The organism is Flavisolibacter nicotianae (assembly GCF_003628535.1).
Lineage (GTDB): Bacteria > Bacteroidota > Bacteroidia > Chitinophagales > Chitinophagaceae > Flavisolibacter > Flavisolibacter nicotianae.
This window is the reverse complement of record NZ_RBCI01000002.1, coordinates 253,190-271,487: the sequence shown is the minus strand read 5'-3', so window position 1 is coordinate 271,487 and position 18,298 is coordinate 253,190. Positions and strand designations below refer to the sequence as shown.

Here is an 18,298-nt window from a genome sequence, read left to right as displayed (position 1 = left end):
GAAGGGACTGCTACGCACAGGACCGGCTTATGCAAGATGCGTTTGTTTGCAGAAGAATTCCATCCCTTCGAGGGATGGAATTCTTTTTTGCCCGGCTGCGTTCCGAACGCTGAAGAGTGCGACGCAACGGGAGCTTCATAGATATTTTGTCGCCGGCACCATAAAATTTATTCCGCTCCTACGGAGCTTCGTTCTCTTTACTACTCTCTCTTTCTATTAACACGATGCCCCGCCGGGGCAAAAAGAAAGCCGTTGGCGAGGACGCCCAACGGCAGCAAAAAGCCTCCACCTTAAAGTATGATGGAGGCTTTGAAGTATCGTACAAAAGCAAGGGTCTGTGCGGTTGTAAGCCCCTCCCTGGAGGGGTTTGGGGAGGCCTTTAGGGGATCGAGGGGCCAAGGCCCGGGATGCGGTTTTACACGGCTCGCATAAACCGTCTCACTTCCTCTTCCTCCTTAAGTTCGTGCAGGGCAATGGCCAGTTTGTTGGTCTTTACAAAATTGCACCAGTGGCAATCGTCTTTGCCGCAACCGGTGTAAAAATCTTTGCGCTGGATCTTTAACCACACCTCCCTGATCTGTTGTTTGACCAGGTCGATATCGATGGAAGAAACAGAAACTTTTTCCTTGCGATAGGTTTTCTTTTTGTCCGGTTCAACAAAATCGAATTCAATACTGGTCACGTTCCAGTCTTTGGGGTAGAGGTCCAAAAGAATTTTGTAAAACACCGCCTGCCGCCAGTAGTCGCCGCCGTTGGGCTCCTTGCCGGGACGGGCCAGTTTGTCGGAACATTTTTCGGGATCGCCGGTCTTGTAATCAATCACCGTCGCTTCTTTCCCGTTGAACTCGATCTTGTCGATCACGCCGCGAAGCGGGATCTCATCCAGCATCTGGTTGCGCATGTTCAGCTCCACTACCACCACCTTGTTCCATTGGGTGACATAGGTGTTGTAATAATTTTTCAGGATTTCCAGTCCATACTCCAGCCGCCGTGCAAACTGCTCCTTGGTAAAGCTTTCGCGGTGACGTTTCAGGTACCAGGTAAAGTCCTGGAGAAAATCGTCCAGCACCGGAAAGACCTCTGTCTTTTTCATTTTGTTGAACAGGCTTTCCAGTGCAAAGTGCACGGCCGAGCCAAACTCCATGGCTTCGTTGCGGGGCGATGGAATGCGAACGATGTTCTGGTAGTAAAAACCCAGCGGGCATTTCAGGTAGGCATTCAGCGACGACACGCTCATGCCGAAATTCTGCACCACGCGGTCTACGATTTCATCGTCCAGGTGCGCCACTTCCGGCGCCGGAGACTGCTGGAACTGCAGCACGCTGAATTCCGCTAGCCGGCTTTCGTCTGCCGGCACTTTTTGCAGCGGCAGGTTATGCTCCATCTGGATCTCGGCAAGAAACATCGTTGCTTCGAGTTGCTTGCCTTCGTTGGTATAATTGGCGTAGGAAATGTACAGTTGCCGTTTAGCCCGGGTAAGCGCCACATAAAACAGGCGGCGCAGTTCTTCCGTGTCGTTGCCTTTGGCACCCGTGGCAAACAGTGTATCGGGAAACGAAAAGCCACTGAATGGCTTGCGCTTTTTCTCCCAGCAATTCGATGCGTTGCCAACAAAAAAAACGTAGTCATATTCCAGTCCCTTGGAGCCGTGTGCCGTCATCAGGTTCACGCCTTTTTCGTTGCCGCTCACCTGTACCAGCGGAAGAACAAGTCCTTCTTTGCGCATCAGCTCAATGCGGTTCATGAACTCCTGCAGCGGCAGCAGCGGGTGGCGCCGCGTCTCTTCCTTCACGTGATCGTAAAAGCCGGTGAGATACTGCAGCAACCTGTTTTTTTCTTCGTTGTGAACGATGTAGGAAAGAAAGCCTGCTTCGCGAACCACCTTCTCCAACAGTGTTTGCACGGTTTCGTTCGAGACGGCTTTGATGAGCCCTTCCATCACTGCGCTGGCTTCTTTCAACCCGCTTTGCAGGCCGGTATCGAAAAGGTCGATCTGCGGCCGTGAAGCTTCTTCGCAAAGCCACCGGCGCAGCGATGTTTTCTGTCCTTTATAATTCAGCTCCGACACCCGCATGCTGGCCTTGGCAATTTCAATGGACGGAATTTGAAACCATTCAAAATGCAGGATCTCAAACAACATTTCATCGCCGCTGTACGGGATATCGTGTTCGGCGCAGAGATAATTCAGCACCAGCAGTAGCTGCTGAATCACCGGCTGGTCGAGGATGTTGAGACTGCGTTTGCTGTAGTACGGAATGCCTTTCAGGCGCAGGTAGTTCACCAGCTCATCACCGTATTTGTTTTCGCGATAAATCACACCAATGCTGTTACCGGGCACACCTTTTTGGGTCAGCTCTTCGATCTTCAGCACCGTGCCGATCATTTCGTCGCGTTGCGTTTCGTATTCAAGAATGGATGGCGGATGAGAGATGACTGATGACAGCTCCGCATTCCTGGCGATGAGTTCTTTACTCAGGCCGTCGATCTTCTTCACCAACCGTTCCTCGTTGTTATCAATGAGTGTTTTGGAGATATCGAGAATGTGCTGTGTCGAACGGTAGTTGTTCACCAGCACCACTTTCAATAAATCCTTTTCATACGCCGTGGCAAACTCCATCATGTTCTCCACGTTGGCGCCCTGGAAACGGTAGATACTTTGGTCGTCGTCGCCCACCACAAAAACGTTGGGCTTGTCCCAGTAGTTGATGAGCAACTGTACCAGCTTGTTCTGGCTGCCCGATGTATCCTGGTATTCATCCACAAGGATATACTGAAATTGCTCCTGGTAATTGCGCAGCAGGTCTTCGTCGGTTTCAAAGGCATTGATCACCCAGTTGATCATGTCGTCGAAATCGTAGCGGTTGCGGCTGCGCATCATTTGCTGGAACCTTGTAAACTCGCCGCAGGCGGCCCGCAGCTTTTCCATTTTTTCCTTTTGTTCCGCGATCTTGTCCCAGCGTACATCACCTTTTTTAAACTCTTTGGTGGCCCGCTTGCAGATGTACTCCTCGCGGTACTGCAGGTCATCGAGGTAGGCATCAATTTTCCCGCAGATAAAATCAGCCGTCCATCCTTCCCGCTTCATCAGGCTGAAGAGGCTTTGCAGGCTGGTCATCTCGAAATACACATCGCCGCGGTAACGCTTCAGCGGGTGGTCTTTGGGAAATGCATCGATCAGTTCCTTCATCAGCTCAATGCGCTCCAGGTCGGAAATCGGGTCAAGCGCTGTTTTTTCAAACAGGCCCAGGTTGTCCTGGATTACATCGTTGCAAAACGCATGGAACGTGGCAATGTTGACACGGTGGGCATCGGGACCGATAAAACCCAGCAGCCGCCGCCGCATGGCCACGGCCCCCGAGTCGGTATAAGTGAGGCAAAGAATGTTGCCGGGTTCCGTGCCCACGTCGGTGAGCAGGATTTTCCCGATGCGTGCACTCAGGATCTGTGTTTTCCCTGTGCCCGGTCCGGCAATCACCATCACCGGCCCTTCGATCTGGTCAACGGCTGTGCGTTGCTGTTCGTTGAGACGATTGTATTCTTCGGTAAATTTCTGGAGTAGCTTTTCTTTTTGCGTCATGTCGATTGATTGTTTCGGAGGTCCCCTCTTTTTCTTTTCCGCATCCCACATGCGTGGGTCTTCCGCGTTACAGGCGATGAAACAAATGTAGGTTTTTGCTAAATAGTTTGGGATGGTTTTTCGGTAAACGCAGCAGCCATGGGCGTATTAAAGCGAGGGATTGTCTGCCTCCGACGGAAAGTCCGAAATCTCCAGCAGCGAATAGCGCACACTCCTTCCTGCCGCGTTGACAGCAAACATTCCATGCGCAACCCGCAACCTTCGCTTTGTTGCAACGGCATTACCCGGCAGGCAAAACGGTGCGTTACCCTAGCGGAACAGATCGTCCAGTGGTATCGACTCCAGGTACGGATGCAAGGCTGCCGTTCCTGCAAATACACGGTATTCTTCGACGGCTTTATTATGCCGGTTGCAAAACATTTCCGCGTAAAAATGATTGACCTGGAAAAGAAAGACGCTGCAATTGGCGCTGCTCCGTTTTCCAATGAGCACACCCTGGTGCAGAACAGTCCATTTTTTTTGGTCTTCGGTTAACAGGAGAAAATCAGACAGTCTCATGGCTTTCAGATTTTGCGTTGGCGAAAAATGAATCTTTCCAATTATGTCGAACCGGTCTTGCCCGTGTACACGTACCGGACAAGCGGAACACGCCGGCGGCCGGCGTTGACCCATAAAATGCATTGAAATAAAACCGAGGCAAAAGTTCCCGTGCGGCTGCACAGGGGGCGATACAGTGCTAAATTAACCCGCCTGCGACAGACTTCACACCGCAAGGCAAAAAAAAATAAAAACAATTTCGACCAATCCCGCAGGGGCTGCTGGAGAAAAGACCGGCTGGCGCCGGAAAGGCAGCCCGCAAGAAAACTATTTTCAACTGGATGGTTCGAGTAGGAACAAGTCGGCAGGAAGCAACAGGCAAGGGGCAATCCGACTGCCAACTGCATACGGCCTACTGCTTGCTAAATTCTATACATCATTTTTAAGATGGCATTATTCCTCCACCGGCAACGGCCCTGTTCCCTGCCGGGCCACGACCCTCCATTCGTTGTTTTGCAACACCCACACATCGGTGAGCATGAACCGGCCGCTCCAGTCGCTCTCTCCCACTTTGGCCCGCTGCTTTGCAAGCGCATTTACCACGGCGGTATTGCCATACACCCGTACCCTGATCTCCTTCCAGTCGAAGCTCTCACAGGTATATGCACCCATTGCACCGCTGATCCATTCTTTTTTGGTCATGAAATGTCCGCGGGCACTGCTTAAGAGAAAATCGTCGGATAAGAGGATGTTGAACACGTGTTCGTCTTTCATGATCCACGCCTCCATCCATTCTTTTTCTTTGGCAATAATGTGTTCACTGATTTGTTCCTGTGTCATCGCGTTTTTTTTAACCGGCTAATTGGTCTTGCAAATAAAAAAGTCCCAGTACAAATCCAACCAGGAGCAGCAGGGAAACAACTCCTGTGAAAACTGCACGCCACGTGCTGTAAAATTGGCCTCCGTTCTCCCGGTGTAGCGCAAGGTTGCTTCCCTGGTATTTTCTTGCGACAAAATGGGCTGTCCATCCAAGCGCAAAACCGTATACAACAGGCGGTATCTTGTCTGCCAGGGGAATGAAGGACGAAGCAATGAGCAGGAGCAACACGCCAATGGTTGCCATCCATGTTTTCCCGGCTCTGCCGGGTTGGTTCAGTGCAGCAAAGTTCCGTGCGAGCAGGTAGCCGCCGGCCAGCGGACCACCAACGAAGGTGCCGATCAGAATAGCCCGTTCGTTATATAATTTCTGTGTAACTGTTGAAGGAAAAAGAGATTCCTGCATGGCAATTTGTTTTGGCGGCGACAAGATAACGGGGGATCGGCGAAACCGGCAAGGGCAGGTTTCCTCCTTCCGCTTTAGACAGCATCCGACAACGAGGTAAAATTGAAATCCCTGATCCGCATCGGCGGCACCATGCTGTTCTGAATGCGTACCGGCTTACCCACCGCTTCCAGGTTTGCCAGCATGGCGGCAGGGCTTTCGTTGAAACGGAAATTCTTGATCCCGTTTTTAATCTCGCCGTTTTCAATGGAAAACGTCCCGTCGCGGGTCAGTCCCGTAAACACCAGCGTTTGCGGGTCCACCAGGCGGATATAGTAAAAACGGGTGACCAGCACGCCTTTGTCCGTTGCTTTGATCAGGTCATCCAGCGACTGGCCGGAACCCTGCATGATGAAGCCTTCCGGCGGCGGCACGGCGTCCACGCCTTTTTGTGCGGCCCAGTAACGAGAATAAGGCAATGCTTTCAGCACGCCGTTTTCCACCCAGGTCACTTTTTGCTGCGGACGGCCATCGGCAAAAAACGGGCTTGATGGATTCTCTGCGTTAAACGGATCGGAAAAGATCGTCACCTTATCCTGGAACAACTGACTGCCGATGCGATTGCCGCCACCGCGTTTTCCAAAATAACTTCTGCCCTCGTCGGCACTGCGGGCATCCATGGCGTTAACCAGCAGCGACAGCAGGTCGTAAGCTGCCTGCGGCTCCAGCACCACGGTCATCCTCTCTGGCTTCAGCTCTTTTGGATCTTTCCAGGCAAGCGCCTTTTTCACGGCCACTTCCGTGGCGCCTTTCGTATCGAGTTTTGCCGCATCGGTAAAATAGCTCACGCCGTAGCCCGAACCTTTTTCATCGGCCGTTCGCGCCGTTACGGTAAACTCGCCGGACGTCTCTTTGTTATAGCCAAACAACCCCTTGTTGTTGCCAATCGCTTTAAAGGACGTGGTGTCCTCCAGGTAGCCGGCTGCAGTGGCTTTGTTCTTCACGCATTCCTGGATGCTGGCCAGCGCGGCGTCAACGCGAAATACTGGATCGATGCGGCCTGTGTTTTCGGAATAGTTCATTCCCTGTTGGTAATGCTGGGGCGGAAGAGCAGTCATGAACTCCGGGCTTTCCGGCGCCAGCTGGGCGATTTCTTCGGAACGGCGTACGGTTCTTTCCAGGGCGGCATCATCGAATTCGTTTCCGGTGGCGGTGCCGGAACGCTTGCCGTAAACAGATGTCACCGCAAAGGAAAGATTGTCGGTTTCGCCGTTGGTCGAAACCGTGTTGCGTGCATAGCGGATGTTACCTACGCGGCTGCCGGTGATGGTCACACTTACTTCATCGGCTTTTGCGTAAGAAAGAATTTTATCGAGCAGCTTTTTAGCTTCCTGTTCGTTCAACATTGACATCTTTTCAGATTAAGCAGTTTTAGAAGAATTGGTGTTCAAGACATTGATCTTTGCAAAGCGGCTGGTGCTGCAGCCGTGCGATACGGCACTCACCTGGCCGGGTTGTCCCTTGCCGTCGAAAAAGGTGCCGAAGCAGCGGTAGTCCTTTTCGTCGCAGATCTGCACGCACTGGTTCCAGAAATGCTGTGTGTTGCTTTGGTAGGCTACGTCGTCCAGCATGCCGGTGATCTTCCCGTTTTCGATTTCGTAAAACACCTGCCCGCCAAACTGGAAGTTGTAGCGTTGCTGGTCGATGGAATACGATCCGCGTCCCAGGATGTAAATGCCTTTCTCCACGCCTTTGATCATGTCTTCCACACTCAGTTGTTCGCGGCCCGGGCGAAGGGACACATTGGGCATGCGCTGGAACTGAACGCTGCCCCAGTTATCGGCATAACTGCAGCCGTGTGACTCGGTTTGCCCCAGCAGTTGCACCTGGTCTCTTGTTGCCTGGTAATTGACCAAGATGCCGTCCTTTATAAGGTCCCATTCTTTGGCGGGAACGCCTTCATCGTCGTAGCCAACGGTGTTTAAAAAATGTGGCTGTTTGCGGTCGGCAACGATGTTGACGATCTTGCTGCCGAAATTGAAGTTGCCGGATTTCCATTTGTCGAGCGTGCAAAACGAGGTGCCTGCATAGTTGGCTTCGTAACCCAGTACGCGGTCCAGTTCCAGCGGGTGTCCCACCGATTCGTGAATGGTCAGTCCGAGGTGATTGGGATCGAGCACCAGGTCGTATTCACCCGGCTTTACGCTTTTTGCCGTGTGCTTTTCCTTGGCCTGCCTGGCGGCCTGCACGGCGTCTTCCACCATATCGTAGGCATAACGGTACAGGACCAAGCCCTGTGGACCGGCGATTTTTTCCGACGCTTTCGGTGTCAGGTATTCGTAGCCCATGCCCATGGGTGCGCTCAGGGCATCACGGGTTTTGAATTTGCCTGTTTGCTTGTCCACTACGGTTACTGTAAACGTGGGCCACAGGCGGTGAATGTCCTGGTCGATGTACGAGCCATCGGTGGACGCAAAATATTTTTGTTCGTTGGCGAAGAAGAGTGCAGAGTTGATAAAATTCGCACCGGCTTTCAGGGCTTCGCTGTTTACTTTCATCAACAGGTCGACCTTCTCTTTCACCGGAATTTTAAACGCATTGATTTCGATGGGAGTCTTCCAGGAGCGTTCGCCCAGGCCTTTTTGGGGTGCCAGCTTTACAGGCTCCTTTTGCAGCCTGGCGTTGGCTTTTGCCAGCAGCACGGCCCTGTCGGCACATTTTTGCACGCCTTCCTTTGTCACCTCATTGGTAGCGGCAAATCCCCAGGTGCCGTTGGCGATGACACGAATGCCCACGCCGAACGATTCGTTGTTGGCGATGTTTTGCACTTTCGCTTCCCGTGTTGTGACAGACTGTGTGAGGTAGCGGCCGATGCGTACATCGGCGTAGGTGGCACCGCTCTTTTTGGCGCGGGCCAGCGCCGCATCTGCCAGCTCTTTTTTGGCTTTGGTGTCGATGCCGCTGTCGAGGAACCGGGCCGCATCTACCGGCTTACTAAACAGGTAGTCCGGGAGCATCAGGGCACCGAGTCCCATTGTTGTCATTTGCAGAAAGTCTTTTCGTTTCAAATTGGTTGATTTAGCTTGTTGTTCACGTTTTAGAGCTGACCGAAGTACGAATATTTATCCCACATCAGCTTAGCCTATGTTTTAAAGTTAAAGGGAATTCATGTTGTTTATCGTCTATCCGCCTGCCGTATTCCGGCAAATACTGCTGTATGCTTGCAAATCATTTTGCTGTAAACACCTTTCCATTAAAAATATAAGTTTTGTATTTTCCTGAAAAGCCCTGTCTTTCTCCTTCAATTGGAACCTGAAATGTTTTGCCGCTGTTTTTTATTCTGATGACTGGCACTTTTTGGTCGTCTTTAAAAGCATGTAAGTCAAATTCAACATAGACACTAGAAGTCTTATCAGGAAAAATTTCTGGCTCTGTTAGCTGATTTTCTGTAATAGAAAATGTTCGTAATTCCTGCCAAGGCAGTGCTGTGGAACCTTGTCCGTTACCCCAGGCCAAATAAATATTTTTTGCGTCAGCAGTAGTGATAGTATGTATGGAGTTATAGTGCATGTACGTGTAAGGCATAGTCTCATTAGTGGTATCGGCAAGCATTTTGGTCCGTATTGCTTGTGGTGTTTTAAAGATGGCCATCGTCGTAAACGCAATGAGAGTTCCGCCTGTCCTTGTGTCCCATGATAGTAATGCCAACTTCTTATCAGAAGACTTGGCCAGGTAAATCAGGTCATAGTCAAGCGTATCTGGAAAATTGAATATGGCTGCTTTGTATGACTTGATAATTTGAACCAATTTGTCGTTTGCCGCCTCAACTGAATCGTAGTTGGCTTCCCGTAAACTGTCAATAAGAATAAACTGATGCCTGATTGCAGAATAGAAGCTTTTGAATGTTTGAGAGTTTTTTACGTCAGTCGTAGTATTCTGCCCTTTGCATGTCAAGGCAGAAAGAATCAATATTGTCAGCAGGGTTCTCATTTACTTGTGTACAACTGGCTAGCCAGTGAAACGGAAACTACAAAAAGAAGGAAGACAGCCTAAAAGATTTTTATCCTGCAGAAACGTCCTTCACCCGCCAATAAAAAAACCCCGCATGTGCTGCAGGGCTTTCATTCATTTTTCCACCTTATTGTTTGATCAACGGAAGCGTTTGCACCTTACCCGGCTCCAGTTGTACCTGCAGGAAGTATTGCCCGTTGCCCAGTGCTTCAAGCGGCAGTGTAAAGCTGTTGCTCCCGGTTGTCAGTGCCAATTGTTTGCGCTGCACCTGTCTTCCGGCCACATCGACGAGAATGTATTCGGCTTTGCCGGCGGATGGCGCAGTGATCGCCAGCGTGGCACGTCCGGCCGTCACAAAATTGGGCAGCAGTTGCACCGCTGCATTCCGGCCAAAACTTACGCTGACCACCTGGCTGTAGCGGGCCTTCCCGTCATCCGTCAACATTTTCAACTGGTAATACACCGTTCCCGCCTGGTTCCTGTCGGTGAATGAATAGGACGACAAGCCCTTCGCGGCAAGTGTTGCTACCGTTTGAAGGTTTGCCACATTGCTGCTGCGCAGGACCTCGTACGATTCGGCGTCGGGATCTTCCGAAACGTCCCATGACACAAGGGCATCGTTGTTGCCCTGCCGGCTGGCAGCAAAACGCAGAAGCCTGATGGGAAGCGTAGCACCACTAATCGTGTAGGTCTCGGGGGTGTTTGGCACCGTACTTACCGTGAGTACATCGGCGGCCACCAGGCCACTCAGGTTCGATTTGGCATACGATCCCGTGGCGTTGTCCTGTGCCGTGATAAAATAGCTGATCACATCGCCGCTGGTTACACCGCCCAAGTAGGCATAGTTGATGGTGAAATCCCAAGTGCCGCTGGTGCTGTTCCCGGACGAAAGCGTTCCGGCAGAATTGTACCAGCTACCATTATTCTTTTTGTAATAGATCTGCGGAACATAGGAACCCGACGTCGGTATCCCATTGGTTTCATCGGAGATGGTGGTACGTAAAGAACGGCTGGCAACCGAACTGGTATTCGCTAACGGCATGTACGAAATGGAGACGCCTTCACTGCCCGATGTTTCGTAAGCACCGATATCGACGATGCCGGCACGGTCGAAATTGCGCTGGTCTTTTTGCAAAACGGTAACGTCGCTCACCGACGAGACGCCGCTGTTGATCAACACGCTGCCGGCGCCAACGGCCAGTGTTGGCGTTAAGCCCCCGTTGGGTACCAGTGCGGAAGAAATGTTCAGCGCGCCGCTGGTATAGTCGAAGTCGGCCGAGCCGGCGGCAAAGCTGTTGCCCGCCACATAGTTTTTTTGATTGACACCAAGGTTGGAAGAATTGCTGGCAAACAGGTCGCTGCCGGTATTGGCGGCCAGCACACTGTTCACAAGGTTGATCGCGCCGGTTGATGTGTTGTAACAAAGTCCGCCGCCAGTTTCTCCCGTGTTGTTGTAGATCGTGCAATTCACGATCGACAAGGTGCCGCCGCTGATGCCGCCCCGGTAGATTGCACCACCCTGGCCCGAAGCCCTGTTCTGGAAAAACGTACAATTGGTTAGTGTGGCCGGTCCAATCCGCAAGGCGCCGCCCTGGTTAGTAGCCGTATTGTTATTGAAAGTGCAATTCGTAAACTCTGGCGCTACACCGTTTCCGTAAACGGCTCCGCCGTTGCCGGTCCCGCTGGCCGTGTTGTTGCAAAATGTGCAGTTGGCAAACGACGAGAGAATGGTGCTGCCCAGGAAAATAGCGCCGCCCGATCCGCCTCCCGCGGTGTTGTTGTCGAACACCGTATTCTTGGCCGTGACAGCGCCGTTTGTGGCGGTGAGGTAGAAAGCGCCGGCCGATCCCAGCGAGGTGTTTCCTTCTACCCGGCAGTTGTAAACATTCAGGTTGGTGGCAGAGCCAAACAGGCCGATGGCACCACCGGCACCACCGGAAATAGCATTGTCGTTATTCTTTACCGTTACATTCACGAGGGTCAGCGTGGTACCGCTGCCATCAATCAAAAAGGCGCCACCGGCAGCACCGGCATTGGCCGGGTCGGGCATTCCTTCCCGCCCGTGCTGAACGGTGAGATCGCGAAACGTGACGTTAGCACCATTGGTGATGTAAAAAACCCGGTGCACAGCCGTGCCCCGCACTTCACTTCCCTGCACGATGGTTGATGCCATTGCTTCGCCAATGAACGTGAGGTTTTTTGAAATCGTAATACCAGCTTCGGTGATTTGTCCTTTTAGCAGGATGGTGTCGCCATTTCCGGCGGCTGCCACAGCACTGCTGATTGTGGAGTAGTCGCAACTGCTGTTGCAAACGGTTAGTTGGTTAGCATACCCTTTCGAAAGGGTAAAGACAGAAAGCAGTAGCAACGCCTGCTTTGCAAGATGTTTCTTCATAGGATCGGATTAGGATGCCGCAAAGTAAAGACACGGCGTGCAAAAAAACAAAGCAAAAGCCCCTCGTAAAAGCACGTAATCCAATGCGAATACATACGGAGACCGCAACGGGTTAACAGTAACCAGTAGTTGTTTTTCGGTTTCCCTCTCCCTGCTTCCGGCTGGGCTTTACGGCACCGTTTTTTCATCAGCCGGTTAGCTGACAGCGGTCATTGTGCCAGGCATCTCCCCAATCTATGTTTGTAGCCCTGGCAACCCGTTACCACGATTCACGGCAGTCCTTGCAGGGCGCAGCAACCAAAATCGAACTGCTTGTCCTGTGCAGGAGACGGTACCGCCAACCATTCATTGCCCGGCAAAACAAAATCCCTTTTGAAGACAGGTTTCGTTGCGCTTCCGCACCACTGCATTCCGGCGATGGCCGCCCGGTAAAGCACGGCCTAAATGTTCATCTCAAAACTTCCTTTTATGACAAAAAAACGCTGGCTTTGGATGATCTGCCTCAGCATCCTGGCCTTCTCCTGCAAGAAGGAGATCATTGAACCGCAACCTTCTTCCACTATCAGTGCCGCTGGGGGCAAGGTGTTAACCGGCGAGGGTGGCCCGCATATCAAGATCGCCGTAGTGTCCGACATCCACTACATGGACCCGTCGCTCCTGCGAAACGGCGCCGAAAACCAGGCTCCGTTCCAGGACTACCTTGCCCAGGATCCCAAACTGGTGCAATTCAGCTCCTGGATTTTTCAACAGGTGGTTTCCGACTTAAAAACCCTGCAACCCGATCTTCTTCTTGTTCCGGGCGACCTGACAAAAGACGGTGAACTGGTCAGTCACCAGGCTGTTGCTGGCTACCTCGATCAGCTTCGCCTCCGCGGAACAAAGGTGTTCGTGATCCCCGGCAACCACGATATCAACAATGCCAAAGCCGTGCAATACGACGGTGCCGGTTACACGCAGCTTCCGCGAACGCAGGTGGCCGACTTTACCACCATTTACAAAAACTTTGGCTACGATCAGACAGACCGGGACCCGGCCTCGCTCAGCTACCTGGCGAAGCCGTACAACGACCTGTGGATTCTTTCCATCGATGCCAGCGAATACGAGACCTACGGGCCTGAAGGCGACAAGGCAGACGGCCGGATCAAAGACGCGACCATGACCTGGGCACTGGAAAAACTGGCACAGGCAAAGCAGCAAGGCGTAACCGTATTTGGCTTAATGCACCACAACCTGGTTGAGCACTATTCCGGACAAACGCAACTCGATCCGGGCTATGTGGTCGACAACTGGCAAACACGGGTGAAGCAACTGATGGACGCCGGCTTGCGAATCATTTTCACAGGCCACTACCACGCCAATGACATTACAGGTTACGTGCAGGATGGGAAGCAACTCTACGACATCGAAACCGGCTCGCTCGTCACACCACCAAGTCCCTACCGGATCGTGACGGTCAAGAACAAAAAACTGGAGATCAGGACCAACACCGTGCAAAGCATCGCCACGACGCTTCCCGGCGACATGAGCTTTACAGATTATTCAGCTGCCTTCCTGAGCCAGCACCTGGACGGGTATTTCCAGTATTACCTCACCAACCGCCTTGGTGTGCCGCCGGATCTTGCAGCCTTTGCATCGCCCCTTCTGCGCAACGGCGCCATGGCGCATTTTGCGGGTGATGAAAAAATGCCGCCGGACCAGCGGGCACAGATCAACACGCTGGCCGGCATGTCGGCACAACTAGCCGAAATGGCCACGACGTTGTGGACGGACCTGGGTGTGAAAGACAACACTACCGTGGTTCCGTACGACAAATAATCGTCGTAAAAAGAAAACAGGCAGTTGTTGGCAGTCAGCAGTCGGGGAAATTCAATTGCCGATTGCTGACTGCTCTTTACGCCTCAAGCACCGCCTTGATCTCTTTTACCAGTGGCGGTACATTTTCGCGGAATTTTTCACCACGGATATCGATGCATTTAGAGGCCTTTAGCCGACGCAGAATATCAGCTAAATTTTGCCGGAGTTTGAACAGCCGGTCTTTTTGATCTGTGAGGTCGCTGCGGTTGACCATTATCCGGTTGCCCGCATCAATTTTTTGATTGATGGCTTCCAGTTTTGCATCAATGGCGGCGTAGGCTTTTTCCGGAAAATCGTCCTTCAGAAACGATTCGTCGAGGTAGCAGGCGATAAACTTTTTGTCCGTGTCGAACAACTGGAGAAAAAACGTGTTGATGGTTTCCGTTGCCACCCACCCGGAAAGAATGCTTTCTTCCGACACAATCGATAAAATAACCTGTGACTGTTGAATGGACTCCGCAATGAATTTTTCAATCGCGTAGCCGGCCGGCATCGATTCGGTATCGATGATGGTTTTGATGCCGTTTTTGACCAGCTCATTTCTTACCTGCATAGCCTCTGCCGCATTCCCGTGGTTGTAGGAAATAAAAACGGCATCGCCATCCTCCAAAAAACCACTGCTGTCTTTGAACAGGCTGCGCCGCAAAATCTCTTCTGTCAGATGCGTGAAAAAGGCGATCAGGAAAACCACGAAAGCAACGTACGAAACCCGCAGCTTCAGGTTGGAATCATCCACATCCGTCCAGATCCGCCGCGGGTCCGATTCGGCTACGTAGCCGAAGATGTCGCATTTGGTGCGCCCCTGGTTCATGGCGAGGCTTCGTTCGTTGGCAAAGTCTTCGCTCAACGTTGTGCCGACAACGACATCGTCACACAGGAGGGTTTTGGCCGCGTAAAAATAAATGCCGGAAGAAAGAACCAGGAGCGCCAGCAAAAGGTATCGCACAACCACCTTCCTGCTTTTGTTTTCGAAGAAGACGGTGAGGCCATGAAACACAAGCAGTGAAACCAGTGCGGCAGCAGCTGTTTCCCGCCAACTGATTAAACCGGCCGGCGCAAACAGGCGGGCCAAAAACGAAAGCGCCACCGTAACGGCAAAAGATACCAGCAGCAGGCGCAGTTTGAAATTGCGTGGTCGACTCATGGAGCCCAGTTAATGTTTTGATACAGGCCCAGGCCATATTTCCCGTCCTGCAATTGAAAAGAATACTTTGCCAGGTCGAGCCAGTCGTGAATGAGAATGTTTTTTTTGTTCAGCGAAACCACGATAAAATGGTAAGCAAACCGGGTGTCGATGCGCTTGGCCGTCACCGAAGCCGGCGAAGGGCAAAGAGCCCTTACCCGTTCCAGGTCGGCAACGGTAATGAACGTTCGGAGCCTGTCCACCGCCAGGGTTCTTTTCTCCGTAGGAGTCATTGCTGCCAGCTTCTGGTTCAGGTTATCGAATTGAAATTGACTCAGGCAATACACCCAGTATTGATTCATCGAATCGATGTATTTGAACTTGCTTTGCATAAGGACGGGCACCAGTACATGAATCCATACATCTACAGCGGTAGCCGCATCGTCGGGCAGGTGCCCGTTAAAAAGAAAGCGAGCCGGCTTGACCGCGGCAAGTCCCGAACCGCCTGTTCGCATTGACCGCATTCCCATGGATGGCAAAACGGAATAATAAGGCCCGGCAACCTGGTAAAAATAATCCCGGAACGAACGGACATAAGCTGTATCGAAGCCCACCGGCGGACGCTTCGCCGGCTGACCGGAAAGGTAACGGGTGAACCGCTCGATTTCGCTGTTGAGAATATCGGTGTGATACTTCCGGAGCACAGGCGTTTTTTGCCCCGTTATTTTTTGCAAGAGCAAATTGATGTCGCGTAATTCGATCATCCACGGGCTGGAATCCGGCCGGTTTTTCAGCCAGGGCGTAAGAACGGTGCGCAGGGCCTTGCTGTTTTTCAGCAACAGGGCATTCCCTGTTTTGCTCACCGCGTTATCATCTGCCAGGAAGGCCGTCATTTTCTGCTGCACGGCATCGTCCACATCGTTGAGCAGGGGCAGTATAACGGAAGTTCCTTCCGCAACGGAGGTATCGGTTTTTAATTGCGGGTTGAGCTTTTCAAGCAGATCCAGTGTACCGCGTGTCGGGCAAATGTTGAACCGAAGCAACTCGGTTTTCAGCACATCCACTTTGTTCCCGCTTTTGGTTGTTCTGATCTGGCGTGATGATCCCACGGTTACGCCGGCGACGGCCTGCGCAACAGAGGCAAAACCAAAAAACAGTGAAAGCAGCAGGGCAAGGCAGTAAGCTGTTTTGTGGCGCATAAAACAGGTTTTAACGTGATGTAACATGCGTTTCCACGAGTGCAGTCGATTGGCAAGAGAAAAGTTACGCCAATTTTCAATAGGGATGGATTGCAGTTAGCATTCGGCAATGGACAGTTGACAGTTGACAGTAGGTAGTAAGCAGTCATGGAGATTTGATAACTATTGGCTGACAACTGACAGCGAATCGCAAATGGCTGACGGCTCCCATTGCCACAAACAAAAAAGCTGCACCGGTGCGGTGCAGCTTTCACAGCAAAGAAAAATACTTACAATGTCGCCATGTCGATCACGAAGCGATATTTCACGTCGCCTTTGAGCATGCGTTCGTAGGCCTCGTTCACATCCTGCATCGCGATCATCTCCACATCGGAAACAATGTTGTGCTCTGCACAGTAGTCGAGCATTTCCTGTGTTTCGGGAATGCCGCCGATGAGCGAACCGGCAATGCTGCGCCGTTCCATAATGAGGTTGAAGGCTGCTACCTGCGCAGGGTCGGGTGGCGCTCCCACGCAGATCAACACACCGTTCGTATCGAGCAGGTTGAGGTAAACATTGTAATCGTGCGGTGCCGACACGGTATCGATGATAAAATCAAAATACCCGGCGAGGCTTTTCAGCGTCTCGCTGTCGGAGGTCAGGGCAAAGCGATGGGCGCCGAGGCGTTCGGCATCTTTCTGCTTCGAGGGGGAGTGCGAAAGCATGGTTACTTCCGCCCCAAACGAAACGGCGAACTTCACGGCCATGTGTCCCAATCCGCCAAGGCCCAGCACACCGACTTTGTGGCCCTTGCCCACCTTCCAGTGGCGCAGCGGCGAATAGGTGGTGATGCCCGCACAGAGAAGGGGCGCCACGGCTTTCAGGTCCAGTTTGCCGGATATATTCAGCACAAAATCTTCCGTCGTGACGATCACCTTGCTGTAGCCGCCATAGGTAAGGGTTTTGCCATTGCGTTCGAAAGAATTGTAGGTACCGGTGAAGCCGTTGTCGCAATATTGCTCCAGCCCTTTTTTGCATTTGGGGCATTCGCGGCAACTGTCTACCATGCAGCCCACACCGGCCAGGTCGCCGACTTTGAACCGGGTGACATCGCTGCCAACGGCCGACACACGGCCCACGATCTCGTGACCGGGAACCAGTGGGTAAACGGTACCGCCCCATTCGTTGCGCACCTGGTGCAGGTCGGAGTGACACACGCCACAGTATAAAATATCGATTTGCACATCGTGTGGACCCGGTTCGCGGCGGCTGATTTCATAATCACGTAAAGGAGAAGCAGCGTCGTAGGCTGCGAAGGCTTTTATTCTGCTCATACAATCAAGGGTTAAACGGGCAAAGGTAGTGCGGGGTATGGTTAAATGCCATTGATGTACGTCAGCAAATAAAATTGACTGCAGGTTTTACGAACCCGTCGTGCAAAAAAATCCGCACCGCTTTTCTTGTATTCAAAACAAAAGCGGCAGACAGTGCTACCGCTTTTGTTTAGGCATCCCGCAATCCTTCGTCGCGAATCCTGCCAATGATCGTGTTGTCTTTTCGATAATCGGTCTCGTCGCGTTGCCGCTCCCGTTCGGGGTAGCCGCGCCGCTCTTCGTACGATTTGCGCCGGTTGCGCACTTTTTCGAGGTGGGCTTCTTCATTCACCTCCCGCTCTTTTTGCTTTGCCTCACTGCCGGCTATGATGCCCCCTTCGCTGCGCATCTCCCAGAGCCGCAGGCCTTTTTCGTACTCGGATTCTTCCTTAGTTTTTGCCGCCGTTGTTTCGTGCAGGCGGTGTTTGTACAAATTGTCGTCGTGGAAATAATCGTGCTGGTAAAAATCGTCCTGGCTTGTAGCAGGAGCCTTGTCGTGTTCCGCTGTCTTTGCAACCTGCGGCCGCTCTTCTGCTGCCATGATGCGGCTGGCCAGTGCCTGCGTGTCACGGCCCAGCGAGTTACAGACCCGCCGCTCGGTCTCTTCGTCGAGACTGTCTTTATCGTAAGCAGGCAGGGCCCCTAACTGGTCAATGGTGACGGCGGGCAGCAGCACATCGTCATCTTCTTTGTGCAGTTCTGCCAGGCCGATCGGGATCAACACTTTACGGTGTTCCAGCTTCAGCTCGTTATCGTCGAGGTCGACTACCATATACCGCACTTTTTTCTTTTGCGCATCCACGATCAACTCTTCCACTTCACCGATCTTTTGGCCCGTGACGTTTTTCACGTCCCAGCCGCGGATGTCGGGGTCGCCTTTCACCAGTTCAAAATCGGAGTGGTCCAGTTCCTGGAGACGCCTGTGTTTCATCGTATCCATAATCTGTTCGTCGTTTTTGAAAGCACTGCTTTCGGTTATCAAATGTGTT

13 protein-coding genes are annotated in these 18,298 nt (G+C 52.2%); 1 reads left to right on the top strand and 12 read right to left on the bottom strand.

All coding sequences use genetic code 11. The features are described from left to right. Positions 1–415: 415 nt before the first annotated feature. From D6024_RS06185 to D6024_RS06145, 8 genes are all read right to left on the bottom strand, one after another. A complete protein-coding gene (locus tag D6024_RS06185) occupies positions 416–3,577 on the bottom strand; it encodes an ATP-dependent helicase (protein WP_121353727.1) in 3,162 nt (1,053 codons plus the stop codon). A 309-nt stretch (positions 3,578–3,886) separates the two neighbouring features. Beyond that, positions 3,887–4,135: a hypothetical protein gene (locus D6024_RS06180; protein ID WP_121353726.1), complete on the bottom strand. Its 249-nt coding sequence runs from the start codon at positions 4,133–4,135 to the stop codon at positions 3,887–3,889. Between the two features lie 432 nt (positions 4,136–4,567). Next, a complete protein-coding gene (locus D6024_RS06170) occupies positions 4,568–4,954 on the bottom strand; it encodes a nuclear transport factor 2 family protein (protein WP_121353724.1) in 387 nt (128 codons plus the stop codon). Positions 4,955–4,964: 10 nt separating this feature from the next. Next, entirely contained in the window at positions 4,965–5,396 is a 432-nt protein-coding gene (locus tag D6024_RS06165; RefSeq protein WP_121353723.1) for a hypothetical protein, read from the bottom strand. 74 nt (positions 5,397–5,470) lie between these two features. Then, a complete protein-coding gene (locus D6024_RS06160; RefSeq protein WP_121353722.1) occupies positions 5,471–6,787 on the bottom strand; it encodes a TldD/PmbA family protein in 1,317 nt (438 codons plus the stop codon). A 9-nt stretch (positions 6,788–6,796) separates the two neighbouring features. Continuing rightward, on the bottom strand, positions 6,797–8,443 hold the full coding sequence (locus D6024_RS06155) for a TldD/PmbA family protein (protein ID WP_121353721.1): 1,647 nt from the start codon (positions 8,441–8,443) through the stop codon (positions 6,797–6,799). Positions 8,444–8,603: 160 nt separating this feature from the next. After that, the gene (locus D6024_RS06150; RefSeq protein WP_121353720.1) at positions 8,604–9,365 is read right to left on the bottom strand and encodes a hypothetical protein; all 762 of its coding nucleotides are present in this window, start codon (positions 9,363–9,365) and stop codon (positions 8,604–8,606) included. Positions 9,366–9,513: 148 nt separating this feature from the next. Further along, positions 9,514–11,781 carry a T9SS type A sorting domain-containing protein gene (locus D6024_RS06145; RefSeq protein ID WP_121353719.1) on the bottom strand — a complete coding sequence of 756 codons (2,268 nt, stop codon included), beginning with the start codon at positions 11,779–11,781 and terminating at the stop codon, positions 9,514–9,516. Positions 11,782–12,249: 468 nt separating this feature from the next. On the opposite strand from D6024_RS06145, the gene D6024_RS06140 reads away from it, so the two are divergent. Next, positions 12,250–13,596 (top strand): metallophosphoesterase family protein, encoded by a 1,347-nt coding sequence (locus tag D6024_RS06140; protein ID WP_162944587.1) that lies wholly within the window; start codon positions 12,250–12,252, stop codon positions 13,594–13,596. Positions 13,597–13,672: 76 nt separating this feature from the next. Here D6024_RS06140 and D6024_RS06135 read toward each other — a convergent pair whose 3' ends face one another. The 4 genes from D6024_RS06135 to D6024_RS06120 all read right to left on the bottom strand — a co-directional run bounded on the left by D6024_RS06135 (position 13,673) and on the right by D6024_RS06120 (position 18,249). Beyond that, positions 13,673–14,779: a toll/interleukin-1 receptor domain-containing protein gene (locus tag D6024_RS06135; protein WP_121353717.1), complete on the bottom strand. Its 1,107-nt coding sequence runs from the start codon at positions 14,777–14,779 to the stop codon at positions 13,673–13,675. After that, complete coding sequence (locus D6024_RS06130) at positions 14,776–15,957, bottom strand: hypothetical protein (RefSeq protein ID WP_121353716.1); 1,182 nt, start codon at positions 15,955–15,957, stop codon at positions 14,776–14,778. Before D6024_RS06130 ends, D6024_RS06135 begins: the two co-directional genes overlap by 4 nt. A 269-nt stretch (positions 15,958–16,226) precedes the next feature. Next, on the bottom strand, positions 16,227–17,270 hold the full coding sequence (locus D6024_RS06125) for an NAD(P)-dependent alcohol dehydrogenase (protein WP_121353715.1): 1,044 nt from the start codon (positions 17,268–17,270) through the stop codon (positions 16,227–16,229). A 169-nt stretch (positions 17,271–17,439) separates the two neighbouring features. Beyond that, positions 17,440–18,249, bottom strand: a complete 810-nt coding sequence (locus tag D6024_RS06120; RefSeq protein ID WP_162944586.1) for a PRC-barrel domain-containing protein — start codon at positions 18,247–18,249, stop codon at positions 17,440–17,442. Positions 18,250–18,298: the final 49 nt, after the last annotated feature.

What these genes read in the sequence shown, in the direction of transcription:
- D6024_RS06130 (WP_121353716.1), bottom strand. Translation starts at nt 15,957, where the DNA reads ATGCGCCACAAAACAGCTTACTGCCTTGCCCTGCTGCTTTCACTGTTT.
- D6024_RS06140 (WP_162944587.1), top strand. Translation starts at nt 12,250, where the DNA reads ATGACAAAAAAACGCTGGCTTTGGATGATCTGCCTCAGCATCCTGGCC.
- D6024_RS06125 (WP_121353715.1), bottom strand. Translation starts at nt 17,270, where the DNA reads ATGAGCAGAATAAAAGCCTTCGCAGCCTACGACGCTGCTTCTCCTTTA.
- D6024_RS06165 (WP_121353723.1), bottom strand. Translation starts at nt 5,396, where the DNA reads ATGCAGGAATCTCTTTTTCCTTCAACAGTTACACAGAAATTATATAAC.
- D6024_RS06180 (WP_121353726.1), bottom strand. Translation starts at nt 4,135, where the DNA reads ATGAGACTGTCTGATTTTCTCCTGTTAACCGAAGACCAAAAAAAATGG.
- D6024_RS06145 (WP_121353719.1), bottom strand. Translation starts at nt 11,781, where the DNA reads ATGAAGAAACATCTTGCAAAGCAGGCGTTGCTACTGCTTTCTGTCTTT.
- D6024_RS06185 (WP_121353727.1), bottom strand. Translation starts at nt 3,577, where the DNA reads ATGACGCAAAAAGAAAAGCTACTCCAGAAATTTACCGAAGAATACAAT.
- D6024_RS06120 (WP_162944586.1), bottom strand. Translation starts at nt 18,249, where the DNA reads ATGGATACGATGAAACACAGGCGTCTCCAGGAACTGGACCACTCCGAT.
- D6024_RS06170 (WP_121353724.1), bottom strand. Translation starts at nt 4,954, where the DNA reads ATGACACAGGAACAAATCAGTGAACACATTATTGCCAAAGAAAAAGAA.
- D6024_RS06150 (WP_121353720.1), bottom strand. Translation starts at nt 9,365, where the DNA reads ATGAGAACCCTGCTGACAATATTGATTCTTTCTGCCTTGACATGCAAA.
- D6024_RS06135 (WP_121353717.1), bottom strand. Translation starts at nt 14,779, where the DNA reads ATGAGTCGACCACGCAATTTCAAACTGCGCCTGCTGCTGGTATCTTTT.
- D6024_RS06160 (WP_121353722.1), bottom strand. Translation starts at nt 6,787, where the DNA reads ATGTCAATGTTGAACGAACAGGAAGCTAAAAAGCTGCTCGATAAAATT.